22 protein-coding genes, 2 tRNA genes and 2 pseudogenes are annotated in these 23,325 nt (G+C 38.8%); 16 read left to right on the top strand and 10 right to left on the bottom strand.

The annotated features are described in order from the left end of the window. Positions 1-14: 14 nt before the first annotated feature. The 4 genes from DES39_RS07920 to DES39_RS07935 form a co-directional block, all read right to left on the bottom strand. Positions 15-99 (bottom strand) — tRNA-Leu (locus tag DES39_RS07920). Positions 100-130: 31 nt separating this feature from the next. Further along, a tRNA-Met gene (locus DES39_RS07925) sits at positions 131-207 on the bottom strand. 116 nt (positions 208-323) lie between these two features. Then, complete coding sequence (locus DES39_RS07930; protein WP_121145248.1) at positions 324-1,538, bottom strand: multifunctional CCA addition/repair protein; 1,215 nt, start codon at positions 1,536-1,538, stop codon at positions 324-326. A gap of 2 nt (positions 1,539-1,540) precedes the next feature. After that, positions 1,541-2,170 (bottom strand): TIGR04211 family SH3 domain-containing protein, encoded by a 630-nt coding sequence (locus DES39_RS07935; RefSeq protein ID WP_121145249.1) that lies wholly within the window; start codon positions 2,168-2,170, stop codon positions 1,541-1,543. Positions 2,171-2,332: 162 nt separating this feature from the next. Between DES39_RS07935 and moaC the strand changes: the two genes are divergently transcribed. The 4 genes from moaC to DES39_RS07955 all read left to right on the top strand — a co-directional run bounded on the left by moaC (position 2,333) and on the right by DES39_RS07955 (position 4,335). Further along, on the top strand, positions 2,333-2,842 hold the full coding sequence (moaC, locus tag DES39_RS07940) for a cyclic pyranopterin monophosphate synthase MoaC (RefSeq protein ID WP_121145250.1): 510 nt from the start codon (positions 2,333-2,335) through the stop codon (positions 2,840-2,842). Beyond that, the gene (locus DES39_RS07945; RefSeq protein WP_121145251.1) at positions 2,835-3,080 is read left to right on the top strand and encodes a MoaD/ThiS family protein; all 246 of its coding nucleotides are present in this window, start codon (positions 2,835-2,837) and stop codon (positions 3,078-3,080) included. Before moaC ends, DES39_RS07945 begins: the two co-directional genes overlap by 8 nt. A 5-nt stretch (positions 3,081-3,085) precedes the next feature. After that, entirely contained in the window at positions 3,086-3,538 is a 453-nt protein-coding gene (gene moaE, locus DES39_RS07950) for a molybdopterin synthase catalytic subunit MoaE (protein WP_121145252.1), read from the top strand. Between the two features lie 62 nt (positions 3,539-3,600). Then, positions 3,601-4,335: a Bax inhibitor-1/YccA family protein gene (locus DES39_RS07955; RefSeq protein WP_121145253.1), complete on the top strand. Its 735-nt coding sequence runs from the start codon at positions 3,601-3,603 to the stop codon at positions 4,333-4,335. Positions 4,336-4,399: 64 nt separating this feature from the next. Here the strand turns inward: DES39_RS07955 and gloA are convergent, their stop codons facing one another. Further along, positions 4,400-4,807: a lactoylglutathione lyase gene (gloA, locus tag DES39_RS07960; protein ID WP_121145254.1), complete on the bottom strand. Its 408-nt coding sequence runs from the start codon at positions 4,805-4,807 to the stop codon at positions 4,400-4,402. Between the two features lie 22 nt (positions 4,808-4,829). Further along, positions 4,830-5,306: an outer membrane lipoprotein gene (locus DES39_RS07965; RefSeq protein ID WP_121145255.1), complete on the bottom strand. Its 477-nt coding sequence runs from the start codon at positions 5,304-5,306 to the stop codon at positions 4,830-4,832. A 272-nt stretch (positions 5,307-5,578) separates the two neighbouring features. Here DES39_RS07965 and DES39_RS07970 point away from each other — a divergent pair, with 272 nt between their 5' ends. The 5 genes from DES39_RS07970 to DES39_RS07990 all read left to right on the top strand — a co-directional run bounded on the left by DES39_RS07970 (position 5,579) and on the right by DES39_RS07990 (position 9,852). Continuing rightward, positions 5,579-5,791, top strand: a complete 213-nt coding sequence (locus tag DES39_RS07970; protein WP_121145256.1) for a hypothetical protein — start codon at positions 5,579-5,581, stop codon at positions 5,789-5,791. Between the two features lie 49 nt (positions 5,792-5,840). Continuing rightward, positions 5,841-6,341: a replication initiation regulator SeqA gene (locus DES39_RS07975; protein ID WP_121145257.1), complete on the top strand. Its 501-nt coding sequence runs from the start codon at positions 5,841-5,843 to the stop codon at positions 6,339-6,341. Between the two features lie 23 nt (positions 6,342-6,364). Further along, positions 6,365-7,996: a phosphoglucomutase (alpha-D-glucose-1,6-bisphosphate-dependent) gene (pgm, locus tag DES39_RS07980; protein WP_121145258.1), complete on the top strand. Its 1,632-nt coding sequence runs from the start codon at positions 6,365-6,367 to the stop codon at positions 7,994-7,996. Positions 7,997-8,229: 233 nt separating this feature from the next. Then, positions 8,230-9,057, top strand: coding sequence for a hypothetical protein (locus tag DES39_RS07985; protein WP_121145259.1), 828 nt, complete (start codon positions 8,230-8,232; stop codon positions 9,055-9,057). Positions 9,058-9,069: 12 nt separating this feature from the next. Further along, positions 9,070-9,852, top strand: coding sequence for a TOBE domain-containing protein (locus DES39_RS07990; RefSeq protein WP_121145260.1), 783 nt, complete (start codon positions 9,070-9,072; stop codon positions 9,850-9,852). Positions 9,853-9,946: 94 nt separating this feature from the next. On the opposite strand, the gene DES39_RS07995 is transcribed toward DES39_RS07990, so the two are convergent. The 3 genes from DES39_RS07995 to pdxS all read right to left on the bottom strand — a co-directional run bounded on the left by DES39_RS07995 (position 9,947) and on the right by pdxS (position 13,213). Then, positions 9,947-11,419 (bottom strand): hypothetical protein, encoded by a 1,473-nt coding sequence (locus DES39_RS07995; RefSeq protein WP_121145261.1) that lies wholly within the window; start codon positions 11,417-11,419, stop codon positions 9,947-9,949. 319 nt (positions 11,420-11,738) lie between these two features. After that, positions 11,739-12,323, bottom strand: coding sequence for a pyridoxal 5'-phosphate synthase glutaminase subunit PdxT (gene pdxT, locus DES39_RS08000; RefSeq protein WP_121145262.1), 585 nt, complete (start codon positions 12,321-12,323; stop codon positions 11,739-11,741). Further along, complete coding sequence (gene pdxS / locus DES39_RS08005; protein ID WP_121145263.1) at positions 12,323-13,213, bottom strand: pyridoxal 5'-phosphate synthase lyase subunit PdxS; 891 nt, start codon at positions 13,211-13,213, stop codon at positions 12,323-12,325. Before pdxS ends, pdxT begins: the two co-directional genes overlap by 1 nt. Positions 13,214-13,393: 180 nt before the next feature. Here pdxS and DES39_RS08010 point away from each other — a divergent pair, with 180 nt between their 5' ends. Next, positions 13,394-14,803: an aminotransferase-like domain-containing protein gene (locus DES39_RS08010; RefSeq protein ID WP_121145264.1), complete on the top strand. Its 1,410-nt coding sequence runs from the start codon at positions 13,394-13,396 to the stop codon at positions 14,801-14,803. 35 nt (positions 14,804-14,838) lie between these two features. Then, positions 14,839-16,062: an MFS transporter gene (locus DES39_RS08015; RefSeq protein ID WP_121145265.1), complete on the top strand. Its 1,224-nt coding sequence runs from the start codon at positions 14,839-14,841 to the stop codon at positions 16,060-16,062. A gap of 106 nt (positions 16,063-16,168) precedes the next feature. On the opposite strand, the gene DES39_RS08020 is transcribed toward DES39_RS08015, so the two are convergent. Continuing rightward, positions 16,169-17,347: an aminotransferase-like domain-containing protein gene (locus DES39_RS08020; protein WP_121145266.1), complete on the bottom strand. Its 1,179-nt coding sequence runs from the start codon at positions 17,345-17,347 to the stop codon at positions 16,169-16,171. 253 nt (positions 17,348-17,600) lie between these two features. Here DES39_RS08020 and alr point away from each other — a divergent pair, with 253 nt between their 5' ends. The 5 genes and pseudogenes from alr to DES39_RS11220 all read left to right on the top strand — a co-directional run. Beyond that, complete coding sequence (gene alr, locus DES39_RS08025) at positions 17,601-18,716, top strand: alanine racemase (RefSeq protein ID WP_121145267.1); 1,116 nt, start codon at positions 17,601-17,603, stop codon at positions 18,714-18,716. An 8-nt stretch (positions 18,717-18,724) separates the two neighbouring features. Further along, positions 18,725-19,750 (top strand): endolytic transglycosylase MltG, encoded by a 1,026-nt coding sequence (gene mltG, locus DES39_RS08030; protein ID WP_121145442.1) that lies wholly within the window; start codon positions 18,725-18,727, stop codon positions 19,748-19,750. A gap of 17 nt (positions 19,751-19,767) precedes the next feature. Further along, complete coding sequence (locus tag DES39_RS08035) at positions 19,768-20,202, top strand: GNAT family N-acetyltransferase (RefSeq protein ID WP_121145268.1); 435 nt, start codon at positions 19,768-19,770, stop codon at positions 20,200-20,202. Between the two features lie 169 nt (positions 20,203-20,371). Then, positions 20,372-20,932 (top strand): annotated as a pseudogene (locus tag DES39_RS11215) (DNA translocase FtsK 4TM domain-containing protein); the annotation flags it as partial. Positions 20,933-21,748: 816 nt separating this feature from the next. Next, positions 21,749-23,296 (top strand): annotated as a pseudogene (locus tag DES39_RS11220) (DNA translocase FtsK); the annotation flags it as partial. Positions 23,297-23,325 lie beyond the last annotated feature (29 nt).

A 23,325-nucleotide genomic window follows, 5' to 3' on the forward strand; every position in this document is an offset into this window, starting at 1 on the left:
AAATTGAAAATAAATGGTGCGGGTGAAGGGACTTGAACCCCCACGCCTCGCGGCGCCAGAACCTAAATCTGGTGCGTCTACCAATTTCGCCACACCCGCATTTATTTCAATAAAAATTACTTCTTTTTAATGGTGGCTACGACGGGATTCGAACCTGTGACCCCATCATTATGAGTGATGTGCTCTAACCAGCTGAGCTACGTAGCCATTCATTCGCAACGTCATAACCAACACTGCGAGGCGCATTATGCTTGTCTTGAATCAAATCGTCAACTATTTTTTTATCAAATTTTTAAATTTATGTTTGATTGTTTGAGATATAATCAAAAATTAGTGCTTTTCCAATCAATCAGGGCTTTTTCTCGTAGATTTTCAAGTTTTAGTCGTATAGCTTGCCCTTTAAATCCCGCATTGATAATATCTTGTACAGCGACTGATTTTGCTACAAAATAAGCCTGTTTTAAATATTCAGCTTGTGGATAAGGCTTATTTTCAAAGCCTTTTCTGGCCTTAAAGTCAGCTAGACTACTCAATATCAAGTGATCCAGATAAATAGGATTACGCCAGACGTCTATCCCATCAAATAATGCAATTAATTTTTGAGCTGGTATGTCGGTAACATAATGTACATCATTGTAATAGCGGCAGACTAAACAGGCGAGTTTTTTATATTGATTTGGAATTTTTAATCTTGTGCAAAGTGTATTGATTAAGCTAATGCTTTTTTCTGCGAAATCATCAATGTGTAGCCAATCTTTAGACTGTGCAACTGTGTTACCAAAATCATGACATAAAACGGCGAAGCGCACCGTTAGGTTATCAGTAAGTTTGGCGGATTGTTTTAGTGCCCGTAAGGTATGGGTTCCCAAGCATCTATTGGTCGGTTGAGCAATACAAAATAAGTCATTTAGTTCCGGCACGAGTATCGCTAGAGCACCACACTCTTTTAGCACTTCAAAATAAACCTGTGGATTTTGAGTGGCTAGGGCTTTTTCTGTTTCTTGCCAAACTCTTTCGGCGGTTAAATAGTTAATTTCACCGATACTAACAATATGTTTCATTAGTGCCATCGTATCTAAGGCAATAGTAAAGCCTAAATGATGAAATCGCGCGGCAAAACGTGCGACGCGTAAAACACGAAGAGGATCTTCCTGAAAAGCAGGTGAGACGTGCCTTAATAATCGATTATTAAGATCATCAATACCACCATAGGGATCGATTAAATTGCCGCACGGATCCATTGCGATCGCATTAACGGTTAAATCTCGCCGCAGTAGATCTTGTTCTAACGTAATTTGATCATTAAAGTCACAAATAAAGCCGCTATAACCTTGTCCCGACTTACGCTCTGTTCTAGCTAAAGCGTATTCATCTTTAGTGTCAGGATGGAGAAAAACGGGAAAATCTTTCCCAACTTGTGAAAAACCGAGTTTTAATAGCGTTTGCGGAGTTTCACCGACGACAACCCAATCTTTTTCGGTGATGGGCAGTTCGAGTAATTGATCTCGCACCGCTCCACCAACAAGAAACACCTTCATGGTTATTTCATCCAACGATCTTTATTACGTCTTTTGGGCATGATAATAGGTAAAATAAGTCCAAGAATTAAGCCAATACCGGCAACAAGCCCCCCTCGAGTAAACCAAGTCAACATTAAATCTTGCCTTTTTTCATCAACAGTTTCGCTTAACGAGGTAATTTTTGCTTGTTGCTCATCAAATGTTGTTTGTAATTGGCGATTACTTTGTTCGAGTTTTTCAATTTGTTGTTTAGCGGTATCGAGCTGATTAGAATATTCGTTTAATAAAGTATTTTTTTCTTGCTCAAGTTTAGTCGCTTGTTCTTGCGCGCTCGATAACTTTTGTGCCAATATATCGACTTGCTCTTTCACGCTTGGAGTGTCTGTTAAATTGGTCGATTTTACCCAAGCGATCTTACCTGCATCATTTTGAATCCGTGTATATTGCCCATCGCTGCTGGTTTCTAGAACTGTGATCTTCTCACCCGCATTCAATGTACCTACAATGGCATATTGTGGGCCAGGTCCACGCGTTAAATAAACGGTTAAATTTTCGGTTACATACTTATCTAATGCAGTCGCATTGAATGTGATTAGTGGCAACGCAGTAAAAAAAGCGGCAAGCGTATAACGTGATTTTTTCATCTTCATGGTGTCATTTCTTTAAATAATATCGTTAATTACTACCGCAGAGTATACCATAAAAACGGCTACGACGAAGTAGCATTATTAAATGGTCTATGCTGGCTATTCTCAATAATGATGAAATCTGATATCTTAATGAGCATTAGATTTTACTGATGATAATTAACAATGACACCATTCGATGAAGCTAAAAATAGCCAACACTTTACTCATATTAATGCGCATGGCGAAGCGCACATGGTCGATGTAACGAATAAACAACCGACTATGCGAGAAGCGATTGCTGAAGCATTTGTGATAATGAATCCCGAAACATTAGCGATGATTATTGAAAATAAACATCATAAAGGTGACGTTTTTGCGACAGCAAGAATTGCTGGAATTCAGGCCGCTAAGCGTACGTGGGAATTAATTCCGTTATGCCATCCGCTTTTATTAAGTAAGATCGAAGTGATGATTGAAGCTGATGTTGAACATTCACAAGTCAGAATTCAAGCCTTATGTCGCTTAACGGGACAAACCGGTGTTGAAATGGAAGCATTGGTTGCGGCATCGACCGCGGCGTTAACCATTTATGATATGTGTAAAGCAGTACAGAAAGATATGGTGATCTCTCAAGTGAGATTATTATCCAAGTTAGGCGGCAAATCTGGGAATTTTCAAGCGCAATATGATTAGAATACTATTTTTTGCACAAACTCGAGAGTTAATTGGTGTATCGTCTTTAGAACTAGATATGGCACCAATTGCTGTTAGCGACTTAATTGAGCACCTAAGTTTAAACGGTGATAATTGGTTATATGCTTTAAAAGAAAAACACACATTATGTGCGGTAAATAAGCAATTAGTTGATCACAATTATGTGATCAACGCTAATGATGAGGTTGCCTTTTTTCCGCCGGTTACTGGCGGCTAAGCATCATGAATGAACAAAATATTGTTATTGTTAGTAATGAGTTTGTTGATATCAGCCAACACTATCAATGGTTATCTCAGTCAACACAAGATGGCGCAATTGTGACTTTTACGGGTAAGGTGCGCTCACTCCAAAACGATGTATCATCGTTATATCTTGAGCATTATCAAGGGATGACTGAAAACGTTTTACTTAACATTATTGAGCAAGCAAGAGAACGTTGGCAGCTTAATCGGATTATCATTGTGCATCGAGTTGGCGAAATACTCGCAAATGAAAATATTGTCTATGTTGGTGTCAGTAGTGCACATCGTAAAGATTCATTTGCTGCTGCTGATTTTATTATGGATGTGTTAAAAAACGAGGCGCCTTTTTGGAAAAAGGAAAAAACTTCAACTCATGATAACTGGGTTGAAGCGAAAAAAACTGATAAAGACGCATTGAAAAAATGGTATTAAACTACAATTTCGATATAATGTGTCGATGTTGTACTTTTTTTTCTATAACAAGAGGATATTAAATGAATAATTATTCCCCTAACGGTTCGATTATTGAGCAGGCTGGTAGCCGAGTTCAGACTTATATGAGCCATGTCTACGGGTGGATGACCGTGGGTCTTTTATTAACTGGCTTTGTTGCCTGGTATGCCTCAACTAGCGTACCAATTATGAGACTGTTATTTTCTGTTAACGAATATGGCTATATCACCTCTTTAAGTGTGTTGTCATGGGTATTAATTGCAGCACAATTAGGATTGGTTTTTGTATTATCAGGCATGATTAATCGATTATCTGGCAGCGCAGCAACCAGCATATTCATGTTGTATTCGGCATTAAGTGGTTTAACGCTAACGTCGATTTTTATTATGTATACCGCATCATCGATTATGAGTGTATTTTTCATCAGCGCAGGTATGTTTGCTGCTTTAGCATTTTACGGTTATACCACTAAACGTGACTTGTCAGGTTTAGGCCGCTTTTTATTTATGGGCTTAATCGGTATAGTTATCGCGTCGTTGGTTAACATTTTTATGCAAAGCACACCATTAATGTGGGCGATTACTTATATCGGTGTTTTTGTTTTTGCGGGTTTAACGGCTTATGACACACAAAAATTAAAAGCATTCGGTGAGCAATTACCAACAGACGATCAAAATGCATTTAGACGTTATGCTATTTTTGGTGCTTTAACATTGTATCTTGATTTTATTAACTTATTCTTAATGTTATTGAGAATCTTTGGTGAAAGACGCTAACCGTTTTTCTGCATAATAAAAAAGGGACCATTCGGTCCCTTTTTTTATTGCATTCATGTCAGCATTAATTACCTAATGCTTTGTCTGCTTGTTTGTTCTCAATTAATTCAATTTTATAACCATCGGGATCTTCGACAAAAGCAATAATCGTGGTGCCGCCTTTTACTGGGCCCGCTTCTCGAATCACTTTACCACCAGCTTGCTTAATACGTTCACACGTTTTTGCAATATCATCCGCGCCGATAGCGATGTGGCCAAAAGCATTACCCATATCGTAATTTTCAGTTCCCCAGTTATAAGTCAGCTCAATTACCGATGCTTTGCTTTCATCATCATAACCAACAAAGGCCAGTGAATATTTATATTCCGGATTTTCACTGGTTCTAAGGAGTTTCATACCCATTGTTTTAGTATAAAAATCAATAGATCGTTGTAAATGACCAACCCGAATCATCGTATGTAATATTCGCATTTTTAATTATCCTTATCGCGTATTAACGAGGTGAGGCGTTAACTTGTTTACCGTTAGTTACCAAACGCACTTCTTGACCTACTTGGAATTGGTTTGGCGTTGCTTTTTGGACTAATACAATTGTTGACCCATTTTCTTGTCGTACCTCTAGCTCAACAGCATTCGTCTCGCTTACCGCATTTTGAACTTCACTACCAACTAGTGCCCCCCCAATTGCGCCCCCAGCAATTGCTAAACTTTTACCGGTACCATTACCAATGGTATTACCTAGAAAGCCACCAAGGACAGCGCCACTTAAAGAGCCAATTACAGTATTGGTTGAGCCGTTTGAAGCATTAGTTTGAATTTTAACTGGGCGTACTGATAATACGGTACCATAAGTCACTTGTTGGACTTGCTTGGCTTGATCCGCTGAGTAAACATCCCCTGAATAGATATCACTATTTTGACATCCGGCGAGCAAGATCGCTAAACATGCTAATACAGCAACTTTTTTCATATATATTATCCTTTTCATTGATTCAATCGTTTTTAACGCTAATACAAATTAGACGGTTTTATTCCATTTTATCAAATCTTGGCGATAAGTATCGTTATTTTATTGTAAATAATTAATTTACTCGCCTTTATAGATAAATTTATCTAGCAATATGCAGAGTATGATGTGTGATAACTTATTAGTGGCTATCTGATAACAATCAGTTTTTTATTATTTTAATAATTGATGATACAATTTACCGATGACAAAATTATTCGTTTAAAAGGTTTATTGTGAGTGGTTGGTTAAAGCATATAATTTTAGGTATCTGCGTTTTATTCCTGCTTAGTGGTTGTCATCGCTCAACACCTTTGAATAATCAGCAACAAGCTAAATCACATCATAATATCGCTCAATCACAAGGTTGTGATGATAGTGAGTATGATAATATTCATTCGCCTATTCCTTTAGAGAATATCCCCGTACAGGGATGCACGATAGAGTGAATACTCTGATGAATTTTATGTATGTTACCAAATCAAAGAGGAATCTAGTGTGAAAACAATTGAAATTGATGATGATTTATATCAATATATTGCGAGACAAACTTGCCATATAGGTGAGGATGCATCGAGTATATTAAGGCGTTTACTTGCTATTGAATCTTATCAAGTCACTGCGGCGACGCCAACTCAATTTGGTGATTTTTCGGCTCTTGTTGCATTAGTTAAGAGTGATGAGTTTGTCAATCAGAAAAAATTAGTAAATCGTTTTTTATCCATTCTTGCTGTACTTTATACCTGTAATCATAGTTTATTCTCGGTTGCGGCTGCATCCTTGCATGGCAGTAAGCGTCGATATTTAGCAGATGATGAACAAACTCTTTTGCGTTCAGGCAACAACACTAAGCCTAAACTCATTCCAAACACGCCTTATTGGGTTGTGACCAATAGCAATACAGCTAGAAAAATATTCATTATTGAATCACTCATGAATACAATGGAAGTACCTGATTACATAATTGGGCTGGTAAAAACGCAATTTGTTGCGAAGTAATTTTATTAAGAAAAGGGTCAAGAATGAGTAATTCTAGAGCAGGACAATTAGCGCAGGCAACTGATCTAATTAATATCGATGCATTATTAAATCATTATTATCGCGTAGAGCCAAATTATGATGATCCAAGTCAACTTGTTATTTTCGGTACTTCAGGTCATCGTGGTAGTGCAAATAAAGGCACGTTTAATGAACATCATATTATTGCTATCGCACAGGCTATCGCTGATTATCGTCATGCTCAAAATATTACCGGACCTTGCTTTATTGGTAAAGATACTCATGCGTTATCTGATCCTGCGTTAAAAACAGTGCTTGAAGTGTTAGCGGCAAATCGTATTGATTGTATTATCGCACAAAACTGGGGATATACGCCAACGCCTGTTATTTCTCATGCCATTATTACTTATAATCAACAGCATGCCCAAGCTGCGGACGGTATTGTGATCACCCCTTCACACAATCCGCCAGAAGATGGTGGAATCAAATATAATGCAACTAATGGTGGCCCAGCCGATACGGTTGTGACCTCAATGATTGAAAAACGCGCGAATGAGTTACTAAAAAGCCACTTATCTGGCGTACAGCGCTTAACGCTCTCGCAAGCAATGAACTCAAATTATGTTCATGTGAAAGAGTTTGAAACTGAATATATTGATGATTTAGTCAATATTATTGATTTTGATATTATTGCTAGGAAAGGATTAAATATTGGTGTTGATCCGCTAGGTGGTGCGGGCATTACTTATTGGCCGCGCATTGCTGAAAAATACGGACTTAATTTGAATATTGTGAATGATAAAGTTGATCCCACGTTTCGCTTTATGCACCTTGATCATGACAGTGTTATTCGAATGGATTGTTCAAGCGCTGATGCAATGGCTGGATTATTGCAGCTGAAAGATAAATTTGATCTGGCTTTTGGTAATGATACTGATTTTGATCGACATGGCATTGTAACACCTGCCGGTTTGATGAAACCCAATGCTTACCTTGCGGTATGTATTGATTATTTATTTAAACATCGCCCTGATTGGCATGCTGGCGTTGCAATTGGTAAAACGTTAGTGACAAGCTCAATGGTTGATCGGGTTGCTTGTGATCTCAATAAATCATTATTAGAGTTCCCAGTTGGATTCAAATGGTATGCTAATGGGCTATTTGATGGCTCAATTGGTTTTGCCGGTGAAGAGAGTGCTGGAGCCTCTTTTTTAAGGCATAATGGTCAAGTGTGGTCGACAGATAAAGATGGTATTATTTTATGCTTGTTGGCGGCAGAAATGACCGCAAGGGTTGGTCATAATCCACAAGTTCAATATGACGCTTTGGAACAAAAACATGGTCAATCTTTTTATGGTCGAATTCAAGCATCAGCCAGTTATATTGAGAAACAAAAATTGTCTAAACTCGATGCTAAGCAGTTAACAACTGATTTATTAGCGGGTGAAAAGATCGAGCAGAGTTTAATAAAAGCGCCTGCTAATGGTGCGGCGATTGGTGGGTTGAAAGTCGTCACAAAAAATGGTTGGTTTGCCGCTCGTCCATCAGGAACTGAAGATGCTTATAAAATTTATAGCGAAAGTTTTATTGGTGAAAGTCATCTAATGCAAATTCAGCAAGAAGCCGAGTTACTCGTTTCTAAAGCAATAAAATAGCTTTTATTGTTATAGCCTGTACATATTATAAGCCCTATAGAGTGTTGTTAATACAGGATTATAATGATTTTACATTGACCAATATATCCTACTAAAATGTAAGGAATTTGATGAATTGCTGTTAAATTTCGAGTAAGATTATAAAGTGTATTAAGTAATATAAATCAGTTATCGAAATTTTCTATCAATTATTCAAATTATTAGCATTTTTAAGAGAAAAGGTCATGTAGAAAATGAAAAAAGGAATTCTTTATAGTTGCTTCATTATTGCCAGCTTTGTGTTTCTTAATGATGTTAGTTTCGCTAAATTAACATATCAGCAGATCAATTTATTGCTAGAAAATGACGATATTCAGATGTTCACAATATCGTCTGTTCTTGTTAAGAAGTCGAGTATGTCAATTGAACATAGCTCTGATAGCAGTCAGAGTAAAACAATCGTAGAATATGATGAAAAAGGATTATTGATTAACTACTATTCAGCCGCGGCGATAGGCTCGACGGCAGAAGCCCAAAGAACGATGATTACCACACTAATGCGTAATGGCGATAATAAATGGCAGCGTAAACAAACCGTGGGAAGTTATGAAATCGATAATAGCTTGTATGTTTTAAAAAATAATGCCATTGAAATTACCCTGTTACCTTCATATGATTTCAATGAAGAACGTGTCATATTACAACACAATAATCTGCTAGATAGTGGAGAGTTTGGTGTAATATTTGAGTATAAAAAACCAGTTGAGAATGAAAAATTCAGTATTGAGTACCTCTTTGATCCAAAAGGCTCATTAAATCTTTATCGTTTTACCAATATTGATAGTAATGAATATGGTTATGAATCTATGGTGAGCACTCAATTTGAGTATGATGATAGACAGCGTCTTGTTAAAGCAAATGAGTATTCACATTATCAGTTTATGACTGAGCTTGCTGATAGTATTACAACACAAATTATTTATAGTAATTTTGACGAGTACGGCAATTGGCTGACAAAAGTTGAACAAGCAGAAGGTAAACAAACGGTTTATAAACGCACCATTGAGTACTGGAACAGTTGATGGGTTTTTATCATGTTTTTTCCTGATATTTTTCTGACATTAAAATTTGGCGATAAACTATTTACAGACGCAAAGCGCATTGCATTATTAAAAGCTATTGCGCAAACTGGTAGCTTAAGTCAAGCTGCAAGATTGATTCACATCAGTTATAAAACGGCTTGGGATGCGATCGACGATATGAATAAATTAGCTGAACAGCCTTTCGTGATAACTTCTACCGGTGGCAAGGGTGGGGGTGGAGCTCAGCTTAGCCAATATGCGCTGAGGTTCATTCAATTATATGATCTATTAACTCATATGCAGAGTCATGCTTTTAGCATATTGAAAGATGAAACAATACCATTAAATAATGTGCTAAATGTTGCCGCCAAAGTGTCTTTACAATCAAGTGCGCGTAATCAGTTTTATGGTACTATAATTGATATTAATAATCATGACATGGCCGGTTTAGTGACGGTACTATTACAAGATAAAATTACAAAATTATCCATTTGTGTAACTCAATCAAGTATTCATCGTTTGGACTTAATCCCTGGTAAAGAAGTCATTTTATTGATTAAAGCCCCGCAAGTTGAAGTAATAAATCGTGCTAATACCAATCACTATTTAGCCTCTGTTTCTCACATTATGCTCAGTCAATATTGGTGTGAAATGATGTTATCCTTATCATCAGGGCTTGAGATTTATGCATCGAGACCGATTGATGAGTATCAGCAATTACAGATTAAGCAAGGTCAGATGATTAATATCTATATTCATCCGGAAAATATTATTGTTGCGACGTTAGCCCGTTAATTTGTTAGGTTTATGATTTTATTTATCCTTTATGATGTGTTGTCAAGTACGCCAACATAAAGGATAGTGCATCAATTATCGTTAGTGATTAAGATTATCCACGGCACTCAACAAGATTATAGACTGAGGTTGGTGACATATTTGCAACATTACCTGAAGTGCCGACTTCAAATTGACGATTACTTGAATATGCTTCCGATGTCCAAAAGAAAATGAGTTGATCATAAGAGGCATAATCATATTTGTAAGTTAATCCCCATTCACCCATAAATGTGCCATCGGCATCACGTATAAACTGAGCATTGGTTGTTGTCGGCGCGCTATTTTCTGGATAAGTAGTCGGATCAGAACCGATACTGTTGGTCAGTTCATTACGACGAAATAAGTATTTTTGTCGATTAATATAAACGGGATGATTAATACTATCAACATTTTCACCACTACATTTACTTAACGCAGGAAAAGAAGTTGCATCAGCAAGGATATCATTATTTGCATACGCCATTGCCCCACCTCTGATTGCCCAATGTGTAGGTTCGGGAATAGTATAACTATCAACTTGTTGCCAAGTACCATCGCTGTTCTTATGTTCCATTTGAATCGTTATGGGGGTGGTAAAACGTGTTTCGCTTTCATAGCGAAGAGTACAATTTTGCCCTTGATATCGCCCACTTGTACCTGACAAACTTACGGCATCTGTATCATTTACTAAAGCGCAGCGGTAGTTAGTTTGATCTTCATCAGATCCCAATAATGTAAACTTTGCCCCCCTAAAACCAGTAGATGGAAAAGTTTGATTTTTCTTTTCGAGGGCTGTAATGTTAAATCCGAGCGTTGTATCAAACACTTGCGGGTTAAAACCACTCGAGCTTGAAGTGCTTGTCGTTAATACGGTCATATTAAGTGGTCTAACAAAGCAGATTTGATGCTGCTCAACTTTAAAAATATATCGTGCGTTATTCGAACCGAATAGATTCAAACTAGGATTGCCATAGGCTGTATTTGCTGAAACGTTGGAAGTATTAATCAATAACGTATAAGGGGATTCACATGGACTTAGTAGTTGATCTAAATCGGTAATCATGACACCTCTTTTATCATACCATGCTGCTTGCATTGTGCCTTGATAAGAAATGATATCCGATGATGAAGCATCGCCATCGTCATCCCCAACGGTAAGTTGTAATGTGGAGAGTTCATAAGGGGTGTTATCAAGTGGTATAAGTGTTTTGATATCATTGAACTTCATGCCTGTTGGTGCAATGATTGTTCTACTTTGCGTTGGTGTCGTTGCCATGGTTGTATCAAAGCGAGATATATCTATTTGACCAGTTTCACTATTAGTATAGGTCATTGTAAAGCCCAATAGTTCACTTGGTGTTGTTAATTTTGTGATACCATCCGATAAGATAAAATAAGGCATGCTACCTTGTATATTAATATTGGTAGTTGCACTAAGAGTGCCATGAACTGAATTGATACCACCGGTTAAAATTAAAGTAGTAAATCCGGCTAACATTGTTGATTTTGGATAATAATTCGGAACAAGACTCATTTTTTTATACATTTTAAATTCCAATAGCGTGTTAAAAAATTGGATATTCAGTAGCCTAAACCCTAGTGAATTCATTAATCTTTATCGATTATCTATTTAAATTACTTTTTTGTCATATTGTTTGTGTTGATTAATTAATCGGCATTAATAATTGCGCTCTATCAAAAAATAATATTTTTGTAAAAATAAATCAAAAGGTTGTTTTGAATTATTCATTGAAATGTAAGTGTTTTATCATTATTTGGAATAGGAAGATTCCTTCTCTAACCACGTAACGAGAAGGATTGGGCTAAAAATGATGACTGATTATAATGATACAAAATATCGCATGCTAACAACAATGCTTAATAAAATAGTGGATAATTCTTAAATCATCAGTTAATTCAGGATGAAATGAACAAATCAGTATATTTTTACTTTGCGCCATTACACAATATTGATCAATATAGGCTAAAGGGGTAACACTTTGGGAGAATGATTGAATATAAGGTGCTCGGATAAAAATAGCAGGAATATTGTCACCAATATTGTTGACAGTTAACCGGGTTTCGAAACTATCGATTTGCCGACCAAATCCATTACGTTCTACCACTAAATCAATCAGCCCCAGAGGCGTGACTGATTTGTCGGTATTATCAATTTTGGTTGTCGTTTTGGCACAAAGCACTAACCCAGCGCAAGTCCCAAAAATTCCTTTACCTGAGCGGGAAAATTGTTTGATCGGTTCAAATAAACCATTTTGGTTAATCAAACGGCTAATTGCCGTTGATTCTCCACCGGGTATAATAAGACCATCGAGTCCTTGAAGATCTTGTGGTTTTTTGACAAGGCTGTATTTAACGGTATCTAACTTTTTCAGCATTGTGATATGTTCACTGACTGCTCCTTGCAAATTTAATACGCCAATTGTTTTCATTACCAGCCTCGTTCTTGCATGCGTTCAGATTCACTTAATTTACTCATTTCAATACCTTTCATTGCATTACCTAGGTTTTTAGATAATTCTGCAAGGCGTGGATAATCATTAAAATAAGTTGTCGCTTGCACGATTGCTTTAGCAAATTTTTCAGGATTATCTGATTTAAAAATTCCAGAGCCTACAAATACACCATCCGCGCCAAGTTGCATCATGAGTGCTGCATCAGCGGGTGTTGCAATGCCGCCGGCAGCAAAATTGACAACTGGTAGTTTACCTAATGATTTGATCTGTAGTAGTAGCTCATAAGGTGCACCAATTTCTTTAGCATAGGTCATTAATTCGTCGGTGGTTTTACTGGTAACCAAACGAATTTGTTCCTTGACTCGGCGCATATGACGCACAGCTTCAACAATATTACCCGTACCAGGTTCCCCTTTTGTACGCAGCATGGATGCGCCTTCACCTATACGGCGTAAACCTTCCCCTAAGTCACGACAACCACAGACAAAAGGAACGACAAAATCGCTTTTTAACAGGTGATATTGTTCATCTGCTGGTGTGAGCACTTCACTTTCATCAATATAGTCAACGCCCATCGCTTCAAGTATGCGCGCTTCAACAATATGGCCAATTCGCGCTTTAGCCATCACCGGAATTGAGACGGCTTGCATAACCTCTTCAACGATAGTTGGATCTGCCATGCGCGCGACCCCACCTGCCGCTCGAATATCTGAGGGCACGCGTTCAAGCGCCATAACAGCAACCGCGCCAGCGTGTTCTGCAATTTTTGCTTGTTCGGCATTAATCACGTCCATAATAACGCCGCCTTTTTGCATGTGTGCCATGCCACGTTTTACTGCTGTTGAACCAACATGTTTACTGTGCATCGGAACTTCTCCATTTTATATCGTGATAGTGAGTAATTTGATTGACTTAAAAATAGATCAAATTGTTTGGTTACTCAGTATTATTAAAAATTCGCCAATGAAAAAAAACAGCCAATTGGACTATTTTTATACCATCCAATTCGCTATGATAAAAAAAAGCACAATAGGAGAAAATTATCCATGTGGCAAAAAGAGCAGCTTAAGCGCTTCAATGGTACTTTATATAAAAAATTGATAGGATTAGTTGAATATTATATTGAACAAGGTGTGCTGGTATTTGGGGAGCGGCTGCCATCAGAGCGGCAGCTGGCTGAACAACTTGATATTAATCGATCGACCGTCGTTCGGGCTTTAGATGAACTGACTGAGCGCAAAGTCTTGATTCGAAAAATGGGTAGTGGCACATTTGTTAATCCGCAAAAATGGGGATTACAGGCATATCCTTCAATAAATTGGCATTTGCCCGCTCACTTTCAGCGTCGGATCTCACTTTATCAGCAAAAAGTACAGCAACTCAGGCAACAATCGCTACTTAAAAGTGACAATATCTGCGACTTGGCTAACGGTGATTTACCCGCTGCTTTAATCCCTAAATTATCGTTGCCGGCGATGTCTAATCAAGAACTCATTTATCAAGAAAAGCACAGTGAAGAGTTACAACTTGGTTTACCATCGTTAAAAAAATATATTGCGCAATATATGCAGCAGCAGTTTGATATGACCGTTGCGATTGATGAAATTTTAATTACCTCTGGTATTCAGCAAGCGTTATTTTTAATCACACAAGGACTGCTCAAACCGGGTGATGCAATTGGCATTGAGTCTCCATCCTATTTTTATTCACTGCCGCTTTTTCAGGCTGCTGGCGTAAGAATTTATGGCATAAAGATGGATCAAGAGGGGATTATTGTTGATGAGCTAAAGGTATTACAACAAACCCATCCACTAAAATTGATTTTCCTCAATCCGGTATTTCAAAATCCGACTGGTATTGTGATGAGCTCAGCACGTAAAGCTGCCGTATTCGCTTTTTGTCAACAAGCGGGCATTGGCATTGTCGAAGATGATGCTTATAGTGCGCTATCTTTTAATCGTGGTGTCGATTGTTCACCGATTAAAAAAATCGATGACAGTAACCAAGTCTTGTATCTGGGATCATTATCAAAGTATTTAGGACGTAGTATTCGTGTCGGCTGGATGATTGCGCCACAAAATATCATTCATCGTCTAGCTGAAATACGCCAATATATTGATTCCGGCCTGAGTATTGTGCCACAGCTATTGGCAGAAGATTATTTGAAAAATCATTATCAATATCATCAACGCTATTTGCGAGAGCAATTGCAAGATAAACGTGATAGTGTTATCCACTGGCTCAAACAGCACAACCCTCATTTTGATTACTATATAAAGGCGCAAGGTGGCATGCACCTATACTTACAGACAAAGGTTAAAAATATTAAACAAGAAGATGAATTATTAAATCGCTGGTTATCGAAAGGGGTAACTGTTTCAAAAGGTGATGTTTTTGGTGATAGCTTGGGTTTTATTAGATTAAGTTATGGACATTTCATACAAAATTTGGTTTGATATAAAAACGGACTGTTTTATATATCTTACATAATATGAATTATTCAACGAGTCATGCAATATCAAATAATAAATTATTATTGCTTGCAGGAACCGGCTGGCTGTTTGATGCGATGGACATTGGTTTATTGGACTTTATTCTTACTGCGTTAAAAGTAGACTGGAACTTAACGGCATCACAACTAGGTTGGATCGCTAGTGTGAATTCAATTGGCATGGCGATTGGTGCGTTTGTTTTTGGTATTTATGCTGATAAAAAAGGGCGCAAATCTGCCTTTTTATTGACATTATTAATGTTTAGTATTGCCAGTGGTTTAAGTGCATTTGCCTGGGGGTTTGTTAGCCTAATTATTTTACGTTTTTTTATTGGCTTAGGACTTGGCGGCGAGTTACCTGTTGCGTCAACGTTAGTGAGTGAAAGTGTGCCACCCTCAGTACGTGGCAGAATCGTCGTGTTATTAGAAAGTTTTTGGGCGGCGGGCTGGATTATTGCTGCGTTGATTGCTTATTTTTTAATTCCTTTGCCTGCTATTGGTTGGCGAGGAGCGATGATTTTGTGCGCACTACCGGCTTTTTATGCACTGTATTTACGAACAGGTTTACCTGATTCTCCGCTTTATAATGGGCTCAGTGTATCGGCAAAACAGCAATCCATTTGGTCAAAATTGACCACTTTATGGGCCAAACCATATCATAAAAGCACATTAATGCTTTGGATTGTTTGGTTTTGTGTGGTGTTTTCGTATTATGGCATGTTTTTATGGCTGCCTAATGTGATGATGATGAAAGGCTTTTCTTTAGTCCAAAGCTTTGGTTATGTTTTGCTAATGACATTAGCACAATTATCAGGGTATTTTACAGTCGCTTGGCTAATCGAACGTATTGGTCGTAAATGGGTGCTCACTATTTATTTAACTGGGACACTGATAAGTGCCTATTTATTTGGTATGGCGCAAAGTGCAAATGGATTGTTATTGTGTGGTGCCTTATTGTCTTTTTTTAATTTAGGTGCTTGGGGAGCCTTGTATGCTTATACACCAGAGCAATATGCCACTAACATTCGCGCAACTGGTACGGGTATGGCAGCATCGATTGGGCGAATTGGTGGCATTTTTGGCCCTCTCATGGTCGGTAGCTTAGTGACAATTGATGTGGCAATTTCTACCATATTTATGATCTTTGCGATGGCAATACTGTTTGCTATTATTGCGATAGTTTTACTTGGTAAAGAGACAAAGCAGCAGCAATTTACCGATTAAGGCAACGTCTTTAATTAAGCGTTGATAGTGCATTTAAGCAAGCTATCAATTGTGGGGGAAAAGGGCGACGAGACTTGGTCGCTCGCCGCCTTTGACTGAGTTAAGCTTACTTGATTAAATCAGCTAAAATTTGAATACCTTTCTCAATACGTTCTTCTGGCACGGTGACAAACGCTAAGCGTAAGCAGTTTCTTTTTGGATTGGTAGCAAAAAAAGTCTCACCAGGCACAAAGGCAACATTATGTTTTATTGCTTCAGCGAGTAAAACGGTGGTGTCAATATGTTCAGGCAGTTCAACCCAAATAAACATGCCACCTTCAGGTTTTGTCCAACGTACGGTTTTTGGCATGTATTTTTCAAGTTGTGTGAGCATAAATTCACAGCGTGTTTTGTATAACTCACGAATGGTTGGGATATGGCTCGCTAAATAACCCTCTTTAACTACTTGGTAAGCGATATGCTGAGTATAACTTGGTGTGTGAAGATCAGCGGCTTGTTTGAGTTGTACCAGTTTACGAATAAAACTCTCAGGCCCAACAACGTAGCCTAAGCGCATACCGGGCGCTAAGATTTTAGAAAATGAGCCCAAATACACAGTGTTTTCTGGTGCAAAGCTGATTAAACTTGGTAAACGATGACCTTGATAATCAAGTTCGCCATATGGATCATCTTCAATCATTAATAAATTGTTCTTAATCGCTTTTTGCGCTAATTTTTTACGGCGTTCAGCGGATAATCGTCGACCCGTCGGGTTTTGGAAATTAGGAATGGTATATAAAAAATTGGCTGCTTTGGCATCATCATCGCTTAATTTATCAGGATCTAGGCCCTGTTCATCGCTAGCGATTGAGACGTAGTGTGGCGCGTATTGGGTAAATGTTTGCAAGCCCCCAAGGTAGGTAGGCGTTTCAACTAAGACTTTAGTGCCGTTATCAATTAACGCTTTACCAATTAAATCTAGTGCTTGCTGTGAACCGGTGACAATTAACACATTATCAGTTGTGTAATGTGTATTTTCACGTTGATTGATCTGATTTTTTACCCACTCACGTAAAGGCGTGTAACCTTCTGTTGGACCGTATTGCAATGCACTGAATGCTTCATCACTATCCATAATGATATCGACAGCATGTTTAATTTTTTCAATGGGGAATGTATTGGGTGATGGAAGACCACCAGCAAATGAGATAACATTGGGTAATTCAGTGACTTTTAGAATTTCTCGGATAGCTGAACTTTGCAGGGCCGCAGCGCGCTGTGAGAATTGCCATATATCGGATGACATAATTAATACCTTATCATTTTTATGAAAGATACAAATATAATACTTGCGAATTTATTTGTCATTATGAAAAACAAAAATTAGAATAGATAATAGAATTTTTTTTATAGCAATATTCAGTTGTAACCGCATATACAATAATAAAAAATAGCGATTAGGCCATGGTGTTCATCAAGGCTATGACTTCGGGAAGTGCTACGGCAAGTAGCGCAAAAAATGAAATTAAGCGTCATCAGTTAAAGAAAAAGAGAAAAGTATGTCAATTGCGACAATCGAAGTGAGTATCAGTGCCTTATTACATAATGTCGCTGCCTTTAAAACGTTGAGTCCAAACAGCCAAATCATGGCGATAGTGAAAGCGAATGCTTACTCTCATGGAAAAAATATGATCGCAACTTGTCTTGATGATGTAGTTGATTATTTTGGCGTTGCACGTTTAGAAGAAGGTATCGAGCTGAGAAAAATTGGAATCAAATCACCGATTGTGCTACTAGAAGGCTTTTTCTTACATGATGAGGTTACGCAGTTACTTAAATATAATTTGCAAACTGTGATTCATTGCCAAGAGCAAATCGATAAGCTTAAATACCTTGATTTGCCAGCGGGTTCACTGGATGTCTGGTTTAAACTTGACTCAGGGATGCATCGGCTTGGTTTTCGGCCCGAGCAAGCCGGTCAGGCTTTTCAATCGTTATGTGACTGCCAGGTTATTAAGCAGTCAATTAATGTGATGAGCCATTTTTGCTGCGCTGATGATGTGCGTTCATCGATCACAACTGAGCAGATGACAATCTTTGATCAGTTTATCGCGACAGCCTGCGATCCATCACGTATTGGTAAACAATCTATTGCAGCATCAGGAGGTATATTAGCTTGGCCTGTCTCCCATCGTGATGTTATTCGGCCCGGTATTGCGCTTTATGGGGTATCACCATTTAGTTATGATGAGCCGAATAGGGCAACTGGAGCTGGCTTAGGATTAAAACCAGTGATGGTATTCAAATCGGAAATTATTACCGTACGAGAACATAAAGAAGGCGAATCGTTAGGGTATGGCTTAATTTGGCAAGCACAATACAGTACTCGTTTAGCGGTCGTTGCAATGGGATATGGTGATGGCTATCCGCGTGATATTTTAGCCAATACACCGGTATGGATTAATCAGCGTATGGTGCCAATTGTTGGGCGAGTCGCGATGGATATGATTTTAGTCGATTTGGGTCCAAATGCCACCGATAAAGCGGGTGATGAAGTGATTTTATGGGGTAATGATGCATTACCCGTGGAAAAAATTGCGGCTCACTCGGGGATGAGTGCTTATGAATTACTGACTCGATTAACGGAAAGAGCGAAATTACGCTACGTAGATTAATGATTATGATGAAAAAAAAATACCTTATCACTTTTATTGTTATCTGCATTTTGGCAATAGGAACGGCTGCGATATCGGCGTATTGGTATTTGCAAAATTTTGCTCAGCGCACGATTGAATTGAATGAGCCCGAACAACTGTTTGTCTTAAAGCGTGGTACGTCGATTGCCAATTTGGTCAAACAAGTTGAGCAAGAGTCGTTAATGACCGATGCATATTTGATTCCTTATTTAATGAAAATTCACCCGGAACTGCAAGGCATTAAATCGGGAACTTATCAATTATCAGCCACCATGACCGTTGAACAATTTTTGCAATTGCTCGTCAGTGGTAAGGAAGTGCAGTTTGCCATAAAATTTGTTGAGGGTAAGCAAGCGAAAGAGTGGCTGGCAACATTAAAAAATATGCCGGATATTGAATTAACACTAACGGATAAGTCATTAGGTGAGGTGGCAAAGCAATTAAGTATTGAGGGCGCTATTGAAGGCTGGCTATATCCTGACACCTATCATTATACGCCAGGTACAACTGATGTTGCTATTTTAAATCGCGCCTATCAAAAGATGAAAATAGCTTTGCAAACTATCTGGGATGAGCGCGACGAAGGGCTACCTTATCAAACACCTTATCAACTGTTGATTATGGCCTCGATCATTGAAAAAGAGACTGGCGTGGACGATGAACGATCTAAGGTATCGTCAGTTTTTGTTAATCGCTTAAAATATAAAATGAAGTTACAGACCGATCCGACTGTGATTTATGGGATGGGTGAGCAGTACAAAGGCCGACTTACCCGTAAGGATTTGCAAGATAAAGAGAATCCTTATAATACTTATGTCATCTATGGGCTTCCCCCCACCCCCATTGCTATGCCAAGTTTAGCCTCTTTGCAGGCAGCTGCGCATCCGGCAACCACAAACTACTTATATTTTGTGGCCGATGGTCAGGGAGGGCATACGTTTACGACTAATTATGCTGATCATGATAAAGCCGTTAAGGCATATTGGCGATTGATGAGTAGCCAAAATAATTAATCAGCGGAAGGTGATTTATGGTCATTCGTCAGGCGTTAAAATCAGATCATCCAGATTTACTAGCATTATGGTCTCGCTCCGTAACAGTTACTCATGATTTTCTGACCGCTCAAGATATTGCTCATTTATATCAAGGTTTGCAAGATCAGTGGCTTGATGCCGTGCAATTATGGGTATTAGAGACATCCGAGCGGATTGTTGGTTTTATCGGTTTTGATGATAATAAAGTTGAAATGCTGTTTATTGATGACGGTTATCAAGGAAAAGGTTACGGTACACAGTTAATTGATTTTGCCAAGCAGCGAAGCGGATTGCTACGATTAGATGTCAATGAACAAAATCCGCAGGCTTTAGCGTTTTATCAACAACAGGGATTTACCATTGAAGGATATAGCGAGACTGATTTTCAAGGCAATCCTTTTCCGCTGTTACATTTGTTGTATCGACAATAGGTGTGTTATCAATTTAGTATCATGTTAATACATTGAGCGTAAACATCCCTGATTAACGTTTGATATAGTGATTTTAAAGTTAGCTAGTGATATGCTAAAATTATGCTAGAAAATATTCATTATCAGTCTTATTTATCAATAATCAATCAGGTGTATTTTGAAAAAATCAGTGTCAGATCCAAAAGTCCATAAGCAACCGACAAAGGTTAAATTAACCAGTGCACAACTCCTTGTTGAAACCGCACTATTTTTAGTGATGATAATGTGTGCTTATTTAATGCTCTCCCTTATCTCTTTTGATCCGGCCGATCCTAGTTGGTCACAAACCGCATGGCATGACCCGATCCACAATTGGGGCGGTGCGGTGGGGGCATATTTATCTGATATTTTTTTGCAGTTTTTTGGTTTTGTTTCTTACTTTTTACCCATTTTAATTATTATTTTTTGTGCTCAGGCCATGGTCTATTTGTATCGTCACCGTGATAAGCCGATTAACTATTTTAGTCTGTCGCTGCGAGTAATCGGTTTTCTCGCATTTACGTTTAGTGCAACGGGTTTTTTCGCTTTAAATATTCAAGATCTTGAGCAGTTCCAAGCGGGAGGGATTTTAGGTGCTATTGTGGTTGGCGAGACATTGCCGTTTTTAGGGCATATTGGTACCTCGGTGGTAACGTTTTTGATAGCGATCGCTAGTGTCACATTATTGACAGGTTTATCCTGGTTTTTTATTGCCGAACTGGTGGGGCTGTGTGTGGTGAGCGTGGCAACGCCAATATTGGCGTTTATTGCGAGTCGATTGAAACGCACAGAACAATCAGAGATAGAGCTTGAGCATGATGAACCACAGTTAAATATTGAGTTATCCAATACAGATACTAATCAGCTTGCGCCAGTTTTAGTTGCAGATAGTCATCCATCACTAGATGTTGAGCCGTCTAGTCATTTTACCTCGGCGCAAACAGAACAAATTGACATTGATAATGCTATTGCCGTGGCACAACACGATGAACTAGCGCAAGATGAACCTTGTCAACTTGCGCCGCAGACGTATCAGGAAACGTATTTAGAGCCTGAGAGCATCCCTGAGATCATGATTGATGAAAATAGCTTACCGCCAAAAATAATACATCAACAAGAAGATGATGTATCACGTGAATTTACGATTAATGCGGATTATTATTCACCGATTGCGCAGCAAACAGTACCGCAAGCAGAACCCGTTCATATTACTGATACGCCAAATGAACAAGATGAACCAATAGCGCTAGTTGAGATTGATGAAGATGATCTTATTGCCCCTATTGGCAGTTATGCCATACCCGCTGTTGAGCCTGAGGTAGTGGTAGAGCCCGCTATATTTACACCACCCCCTCATTTTGAGATAGAACCTGTATCAGTACCAGAAAGCATCGCTACACTAGACGATGAACTGGCACCACAGATAACCATGGATGCTGAGGCTCAACAACCAGAGCAAGTGCAACAGTTCGCAGCGCAATCCGAGCAGGAATTAGAGCCGGTCGCGAGGTTAACTAAAGATAATGTTCATGATAGTTTGATTCATCCATTATTACAAAAAGAGAGTTTTCCACTCAAAAAACCAACGACGCCATTGCCTTCACTTGATCTCTTAACTGCGCCACCCGTTAAGCAAGTTGAGATTGATCATAATGCGTTGAAGGCAACCGCAGCCTTGATTGAAAAAAGTTTGTCTGATTTTAGGGTCAAAGCCAGAGTGGTGGATTATTTGCCAGGCCCTGTTATAACTCGCTTTGAAATTGAGTTAGCACCGGGCGTTAAAGCATCACGAATCTCAACATTAGATCGTGATTTAGCTCGCTCTTTATCTATGCCGTCAGTGCGGGTGGTGGAAGTGATTCCCGGTAAACCTTATGTGGGAATTGAGTTACCTAATAAACACCGTCAAACAGTCTATTTTAGAGAGGTGCTTGATAGCCCCCAATTTACTGCGGCGATGTCGCCTTTAACTATCGTACTTGGTAAAGATATTGCCGGCCAATCAGTGGTGGCAGATTTGGCTAAGATGCCACATTTATTGGTTGCAGGTACGACCGGATCGGGGAAATCGGTTGGTGTGAATGCAATGATTTTAAGCATTTTATATAAGTCTCAGCCAGAAGATGTCCGCTTTATTATGATTGACCCGAAAATGCTTGAATTATCTGTCTATGAAGGCATTCCTCATTTGCTGACCGATGTTGTGACCGATATGAAAGATGCGTGTAATGCGCTGAACTGGTGCGTCAATGAGATGGAAAAACGTTATCGTTTGATGTCGAGTCTTGGTGTACGAAATCTTGCCGGTTATAACGATAAAATTAAGCTTGCTCAGGAGATGGGACGGCCGATTCCTGATCCATTGTGGCGACCAGGCGATAGCATGGACATTGATATTCCGATGCTGGAAAAACTGCCTTATATTGTGGTGCTAGTTGATGAGTTTGCCGATTTAATTATGGCGGTGGGTAAAAAGGTCGAAGAATTAATCGCACGCTTGGCACAAAAAGCGCGAGCTGCTGGTATTCATTTAGTATTAGCAACGCAAAGGCCATCGGTGGATGTCATTACCGGACTCATTAAAGCCAATATCCCAACGCGAATTGCCTTTACTGTCTCAAGTAAAATTGACTCGCGCACTATTTTAGACCAGATGGGCGCTGAATCGCTATTAGGGATGGGGGATATGCTATATTTGGCACCAAATAGTTCGATACCGATTCGTGTACACGGTGCCTTTGTTCGTGATGAGGAAGTGCATGCAGTTGTGCAAGATTGGAAAGCAAGAGGTATCCCAACACAATATATTGAAAATATAACAGTAAGTGGTGATGATGCAGATGCCGACGGCTTTGATAATCGTGAAGAAGATCTTGATCCTTTATTTGATCAAGTAGTTGCTTTTGTTGTGGATAAACGACGCGCATCAATCTCGAGCGTGCAAAGACAATTCCGTATAGGTTATAACCGCGCAGCACGAATTGTTGAGCAAATGGAAATGCAAGGTATTGTGAGTGCACCCAGTCACAACGGTAATCGAGAGGTATTAGCGCCACCATCGGGTCAGGATTATTGATAAAAAAAAGATTTAAATTGCTTCTTTTT

It is taken from the genome of Orbus hercynius, assembly GCF_003634275.1.
In the GTDB taxonomy this organism is placed as follows: domain Bacteria; phylum Pseudomonadota; class Gammaproteobacteria; order Enterobacterales; family Orbaceae; genus Orbus; species Orbus hercynius.

Excerpts from the sequence above, each read along its gene's own strand:
- DES39_RS07930 (WP_121145248.1), bottom strand. The coding sequence starts at position 1,538 with ATGAAGGTGTTTCTTGTTGGTGGAGCGGTGCGAGATCAATTACTCGAA.
- DES39_RS07935 (WP_121145249.1), bottom strand. The coding sequence starts at position 2,170 with ATGAAGATGAAAAAATCACGTTATACGCTTGCCGCTTTTTTTACTGCG.
- moaC (WP_121145250.1), top strand. The coding sequence starts at position 2,333 with ATGACACCATTCGATGAAGCTAAAAATAGCCAACACTTTACTCATATT.
- DES39_RS07945 (WP_121145251.1), top strand. The coding sequence starts at position 2,835 with ATGATTAGAATACTATTTTTTGCACAAACTCGAGAGTTAATTGGTGTA.
- moaE (WP_121145252.1), top strand. The coding sequence starts at position 3,086 with ATGAATGAACAAAATATTGTTATTGTTAGTAATGAGTTTGTTGATATC.
- DES39_RS07955 (WP_121145253.1), top strand. The coding sequence starts at position 3,601 with ATGAATAATTATTCCCCTAACGGTTCGATTATTGAGCAGGCTGGTAGC.
- gloA (WP_121145254.1), bottom strand. The coding sequence starts at position 4,807 with ATGCGAATATTACATACGATGATTCGGGTTGGTCATTTACAACGATCT.
- DES39_RS07965 (WP_121145255.1), bottom strand. The coding sequence starts at position 5,306 with ATGAAAAAAGTTGCTGTATTAGCATGTTTAGCGATCTTGCTCGCCGGA.
- pgm (WP_121145258.1), top strand. The coding sequence starts at position 6,365 with ATGAGTAATTCTAGAGCAGGACAATTAGCGCAGGCAACTGATCTAATT.
- DES39_RS07985 (WP_121145259.1), top strand. The coding sequence starts at position 8,230 with ATGAAAAAAGGAATTCTTTATAGTTGCTTCATTATTGCCAGCTTTGTG.
- DES39_RS07990 (WP_121145260.1), top strand. The coding sequence starts at position 9,070 with ATGTTTTTTCCTGATATTTTTCTGACATTAAAATTTGGCGATAAACTA.
- DES39_RS07995 (WP_121145261.1), bottom strand. The coding sequence starts at position 11,419 with ATGTATAAAAAAATGAGTCTTGTTCCGAATTATTATCCAAAATCAACA.
- pdxT (WP_121145262.1), bottom strand. The coding sequence starts at position 12,323 with ATGAAAACAATTGGCGTATTAAATTTGCAAGGAGCAGTCAGTGAACAT.
- pdxS (WP_121145263.1), bottom strand. The coding sequence starts at position 13,213 with ATGCACAGTAAACATGTTGGTTCAACAGCAGTAAAACGTGGCATGGCA.
- DES39_RS08010 (WP_121145264.1), top strand. The coding sequence starts at position 13,394 with ATGTGGCAAAAAGAGCAGCTTAAGCGCTTCAATGGTACTTTATATAAA.
- DES39_RS08015 (WP_121145265.1), top strand. The coding sequence starts at position 14,839 with ATGAATTATTCAACGAGTCATGCAATATCAAATAATAAATTATTATTG.
- DES39_RS08020 (WP_121145266.1), bottom strand. The coding sequence starts at position 17,347 with ATGTCATCCGATATATGGCAATTCTCACAGCGCGCTGCGGCCCTGCAA.
- alr (WP_121145267.1), top strand. The coding sequence starts at position 17,601 with ATGTCAATTGCGACAATCGAAGTGAGTATCAGTGCCTTATTACATAAT.
- mltG (WP_121145442.1), top strand. The coding sequence starts at position 18,725 with ATGAAAAAAAAATACCTTATCACTTTTATTGTTATCTGCATTTTGGCA.
- DES39_RS08035 (WP_121145268.1), top strand. The coding sequence starts at position 19,768 with ATGGTCATTCGTCAGGCGTTAAAATCAGATCATCCAGATTTACTAGCA.